At 40.5% G+C, this 1,454-nt stretch carries 1 protein-coding gene; it reads right to left on the reverse strand.

Annotated features, from left to right (window positions below):
* Positions 1–79: 79 nt before the first annotated feature.
* Complete coding sequence (gene ltrA / locus MLD65_RS17955; protein ID WP_243293184.1) at positions 80–1,405, reverse strand: group II intron reverse transcriptase/maturase; 1,326 nt, start codon at positions 1,403–1,405, stop codon at positions 80–82.
* Positions 1,406–1,454 lie beyond the last annotated feature (49 nt).

A 1,454-nucleotide genomic window follows, 5' to 3' on the forward strand; every position in this document is an offset into this window, starting at 1 on the left:
AATAGAGTAGGCGCATGATTTACTCATGCGCCTCTCGCAGTTCCGTACGTGCGGGTCATCGCATACGGCTCCTCCATGATTATCTCCATTGGAGATGATGTTCATTGTAAATATCCACTAAAGAGACGAGACCAATTTCTTTAAACCATTCATTCGGAAGTGCTACATGTACTGGAGTACACATTGAACTTCTCCAGGTATACATGCGTAATCGTGGAAGTTCTCCTTTCCACTTTCTCCTTCGTAGTTCTCTGTGCAGTTTTCTTATCTTTCTCCAGCTCCTCAATTGGACTGAACGTAATCTCCTTCGAATCCACCTGTCAAACTCAGTGAAGAGTGTCTTTGTATGCCAATACCCGAAGTAGTTACCCCATCCACGCAGATATGGGTTCAGTTTCTCTTTTATCAATTTCTCGATGTTTACCGTTTGATTGCGCTTTGTAATTTCCTTGACTTTATTCTTAAATTTCTTTAGTGACTTTTCTGACGGTTTAACCCAATAACCTTGTTTAAATTCATATCCCAGAAAAACAAAAGATTCCTTCATATTATCAACAATCTTAGTCTTCTCTGGATGTAAGGTTAGCCCGAGTTTTTGTTCAAGGAATCGAGTAACTGATTTAAGTACTCTTTCAGCACCCTTTTGTGATTTACAACAGATAACGAAGTCATCCGCATATCTTGTAATACGATGCCCTCTCTCTGTCATAAGTTCATCCAACGGATGCAAATATATGTTCGCAAGCAATGGACTGATAACACCGCCCTGTGGAGTTCCCTTTTCATTTAAATGGAAACTGCCACCCTCCATAATTCCTGCTTGGAGGAAACTTTCAAGCAATCCAATGACACTTCCATCCACTATTTCTTCTCGTACCAAAGACATAAGTTTGTCATGTGGGATTCTATCAAAGTATGATTTTAAGTCTGCGTCAATTACATACACATAACCATCCAGTAAATCCTTTCGAATTTTCTCCAATGCCATGTGCGCACTTCGATTCGGTCGAAAACCAAAACTACAATCAAGAAATTTAGCTTCAAATATTGGTTCTATTATTCTTCGTACAGAAGCCTGCACGACTCGGTCTCTCACGGTTGGGATACCTAAAGGTCTTTTTGAACCATCAACCTTTGGGATGTATACACGTTTCACTGGTCTCGGCTTGTATGTCTTTTCTCGCAACTCACATTGAAGGATTTGTACATGATCCTCCACACCAAATTCAAAAGCCTTAATTGTTACTCCATCTACACCTGCGGCTCCTCGATTTCTTTTGACCTCTTTAAAGGCTTCCTCCATGTTTGGCATTGCCCATATTTTATCTATGAGACTATACCACTTTCTCTTTTGTGGGGTCTTTACTCCCTCACGAAAACCTTGTTTGTCTTCTTTTCCGTTCATGTTCCGTTTCTTTCCTTTCAGTCTGATGATTGACTAGCCCAACTTCGGC

Source organism: Bacillus sp. FJAT-47783, assembly GCF_022808615.1.
Taxonomy (GTDB): domain Bacteria; phylum Bacillota; class Bacilli; order Bacillales; family Aeribacillaceae; genus Bacillus_BZ.